Source organism: Immundisolibacter sp., from assembly GCF_028696615.1.
In the GTDB taxonomy this organism is placed as follows: domain Bacteria; phylum Pseudomonadota; class Gammaproteobacteria; order Immundisolibacterales; family Immundisolibacteraceae; genus Immundisolibacter.
In genome coordinates this window covers 1-3,780 of sequence record NZ_JAQVGQ010000232.1, presented here as the reverse complement: position 1 = coordinate 3,780, position 3,780 = coordinate 1, and the positions used below count along the sequence as shown (strand labels likewise).

The window sequence follows — 3,780 nt, the reverse complement described above, 5'->3', positions numbered from 1 at the left end:
CCATCGACGGCTTGGTGTTCTTCGACCGCAACCCGGCGTTCGCGCCGTTCGCGGTGCTGGGCGCCGGCGCCCTGCACAACGACATCTCGCACGTCGACGAGAGCACCTCGCCGGTGGTCGAGCTCGGTGTGGGCTTCATGCACGACATCGACGACGACGGCGCCAAGCTGCGCGTCGAGGCGCGTCATCGCTGGGACTTCGCCGACATCGACGTGCCCGGCGGCGACAGCACCTTCAACGACTGGGTGGTGATGGCCGGCGTCAGCATTCCGATCGGCGCCCGCCCGCAGGCCGCGCCAGCCGCTCGCCCGGTGCCCGAAGTAGCCACACCGCAGCCACTGCCCGCACCGACACCCGCCCCGGTCACCGAAACAGTCGTGCTCAAGGGGGTCAATTTCTGCTTCGACTGCGCCACCCTGTCCGAAGAGGCCAAGGCGATCCTGGACGGCAACGCCATGGCGCTGATCAAGAAGCGGCCCAACGCCACCTTCGAGATCGCCGGCCACACCGACGCCGTCGGCAGCGAGCAGTACAACCTGCGCCTGTCGCAGCGCCGCGCCGAAGCGGTGCGCGACTACCTGGTCCAGCAAGGCGTCGAGCCGAGCCGCATGACCGCGGTCGGCTATGGCGAAAGCCAACCGGTGGCCGACAACGCCACCGAGGCGGGACGCGCCCAGAACCGCCGCGTCGAGCTGCGCATCACCGACCGGCAGTGACAGGTCGCTGGGCCGAGCGCCGCCGCTGCGCTCGGCCCAGCGCGCAGCGGTTCCTTTCGGCGCCGCGCCCGTCAACCCACCAACTGACGCACAAAACCCGCGCTCGCCGCGGGTTTCGTGCGTCTTGGGCGGCCACAGCGCTACCATCGGGCTGTCGCCGGCCGCAGCCGGCGAGACATCAAAAACGATCAGGAGGAGACAGCCATGACATCCAACGTCTACGCCGGCCTCAAGGACCGCGTGGTCATCATCACCGGCGCCGGGCAGGGCATTGGGCGTGCCTACGCCAAGCACTTCGCGGCGCAGGGTGCCATCCCGGTGATCGCCGAGTTCAACGCCGAGGCGGGCCAGATGGTGGAGGCCGAGGTCAGGGCCCAGGGCGGCCGGGCGCTGTTCGTGCACACCGATGTCGCCGACGAGGCATCGACCAAGGCCATGGCGCAGGCGGCGCTGGACGCGTTCGGCCGCATCGACTGCCTGATCAACAACGCGGCCGTGTTCTCGCGCATCACCATGGCGCCGTTCTGGGAACTGCCGGTGGACGAGTGGCGGCGCGCCATGGACGTCAACATTACCGGCGCCTTCCTGTGCGCCCGCGCGGTGGTGCCCACCCTGCAGGCGCGACGCTTCGGGCGCATCATCAACATTTCCTCGGCGACCGTGCTCATGGGCCGCGAGAACTACCTGCACTACATCACATCCAAGTCCGCCATGATTGGCATGACGCGCTCGATGGCGCGCGAGCTAGGCCCCTGGGACATCACCGTCAACACCTTCTGGCCGGGCGTCACCAAGACCGAGATCGAGCGTCCCTCGGTGCCCAGCGAAGTGTTCGAGCGCATGACGCAGATGCAGTCCATCAAGCGCCTGACGCATACCGATGATCTCGCCCACGGCGTGATGTTCCTGTGCTCGGACGATGCCGGCTTCATCACCGGCCAGAGCCTGCAGGTGGACGGCGGCCTGACCTTCATCTGAAAGCTTGAGAATTTTTCAAGCTCCGAGGCCGGCCAGGGATGACCGGACGCGAATCGAGCCCCCTAGGGCTTGATTGGCGCGAGCCCGTCCGGGCGGGTACCGGACGGGCGTGTACCGGACGGGCGACGCAAGCAACGCGCAGGACGCGCATTTCTTCACAACCCCTGAGCCGGCCGCTGCCACGGCGGTGGTACAGTGCGCGCCATTCAAACCGGACCGTGACGGCCGCCACCTGCGCCCAGACATGCCCCGCGAACTGACCATCGCGCTCGCCCAGATGAACTGCCTGGTGGGCGACATCACCGGCAACGTCGACAAGATCATTGAGCTGGCCGCCACCGCCCGCCGCGAACATGGCGCCGACCTGGCCGTGTTTCCGGAACTCGCCATCACCGGCTACCCGCCCGAGGACCTGCTGCTGCGCCCGGAGTTCATCGAGCGTGCCGAGGCGGGCGTCGAGCGCATCCGGCGCGCCGTGGGCGGCATCGGCGTGGTGGTCGGTTTTCCGCACCTGTCCAAGGGCGAGCTGTACAACGCCGCCATCGCGCTGCGCGACGGGCAGACGCTGGCGCTGTACCACAAACATCTGCTGCCGAACTACAGCGTGTTCGACGAGAAGCGCTATTTCCATGCCGGCACCCGGCCGGCGGTGTTCGAGCTGGGCGGTGTGCACGTCGGCCTGACCGTGTGCGAGGACATCTGGGGGCCGGCGCCGATGGCGCAGGCCGTGCGTGCCGGCGCGCAGCTCATCGTCAACATCAATGCCTCGCCGTTTCACGTCGACAAGCAGGCCGAGCGCGAAGCGGTGATTCGCGAACGCATCGCCGCAAGCCCGGTGCCGGTGGTGTACGTGAACATGGTCGGCGGCCAGGACGAGCTGGTGTTCGACGGCGGCTCGCTGGTGATGGACGCCCAGGGCCGCATCAGCCAGCGCGCGCCGGCCTTCGAGGAGGGCCTGTATCTGGCGCGCTTTCGCCAGGACCGCGCCGGCATCGAGCCGGTGCCGGGCGAGGTGGCGCAGATCGACGGCCTGGCCAGCATCTACCAGGCGCTGGTCACCGGCGTGCGCGACTACATCGGCAAGAACCGCTTCGCCGGCGCCATCGTGGGCCTGTCCGGCGGCGTCGATTCGGCGCTCACCGTGGCCATCGCCGCCGATGCGCTCGGCCCCGAGCGCGTGCATGCCGTAATGATGCCCTCGCCGTACACCTCGGACATGAGCCTCGAGGACGCCCGCGCGCAGGCCGCCGCGCTCGGCGTGCGCTACAGCACCATCCCGATCGCCGACACGGTGGCGGCCGTCGAGCGTGCGCTCGCCGAAGAATTCAAGGACAGTACGCCCGATACCACCGAAGAAAACATCCAGGCACGCGTGCGCGGCGTGCTGCTGATGGCGCTGTCCAACAAAACCGGCAAGCTGGTGCTGACCACCGGCAACAAGACCGAGATGGCGGTCGGCTACGCCACGCTGTACGGCGACATGGCGGGGGGCTTTGCCGTCATCAAGGACGTGCCCAAGCTGCTGGTCTACAAGCTCGCGCGCTACCGCAACGGCCTGGCGCCGGTGATCCCCGAGCGGGTGTTGACGCGCGCGCCGTCGGCCGAGCTGCGCCCGAACCAGACCGACCAGGACAGCCTGCCGCCTTACGAGGTGCTGGACGCCATCCTGGAGTTGTACGTGGAGCAGGACCGCTCGGCCGAGGACATCGCCCGCGCCACCGGCGCCAGTCTGAAGACCATCCGCGAAGTCATCGCCATGGTCACGCGCAACGAGTACAAACGCCGCCAGGCGGCGCCGGGCGTGCGCATCAGCCGCCGCGCCTTCGGGCGCGACCGCCGTTACCCGATCACCTCGGGCTTCCGCGAGCCTTTGAGCTGAAATGCGCCGAGCCCCGGGCGGCACGCCGCGAACCAATCGCCGCCCGCTCGCGACATCCCGCTACCCAGCGCCGGCACGTTCTGGTATAAAAGCCGGCCATTTTGTCGGCGTTGCGGCCGGCCACGGTCTGCGGAGAGTTCCATGTCCAGGGTTTGCGAGGTCACCGGCAAGGGGCCGATGACCGGTAACAACGTGTCCCACGCCAAC

General features: G+C 68.5%; 4 protein-coding genes. All 4 read left to right on the top strand.

The features are described 5' to 3' along the window. Positions 1 to 716, top strand: a 716-nt coding sequence (locus PHC73_RS12255; RefSeq protein WP_300128679.1) for an OmpA family protein, incomplete at its 5' end; no start/stop codon positions are given. Positions 717 to 920: 204 nt separating this feature from the next. Beyond that, positions 921 to 1,694 (top strand): SDR family NAD(P)-dependent oxidoreductase, encoded by a 774-nt coding sequence (locus tag PHC73_RS12250; RefSeq protein ID WP_300128676.1) that lies wholly within the window; start codon positions 921 to 923, stop codon positions 1,692 to 1,694. A 244-nt stretch (positions 1,695 to 1,938) separates the two neighbouring features. Next, positions 1,939 to 3,573, top strand: coding sequence for an NAD+ synthase (locus PHC73_RS12245; protein WP_300128673.1), 1,635 nt, complete (start codon positions 1,939 to 1,941; stop codon positions 3,571 to 3,573). 141 nt (positions 3,574 to 3,714) lie between these two features. Continuing rightward, positions 3,715 to 3,780, top strand: a 66-nt coding sequence (locus PHC73_RS14035; protein WP_366949877.1) for a L28 family ribosomal protein, incomplete at its 3' end; no start/stop codon positions are given.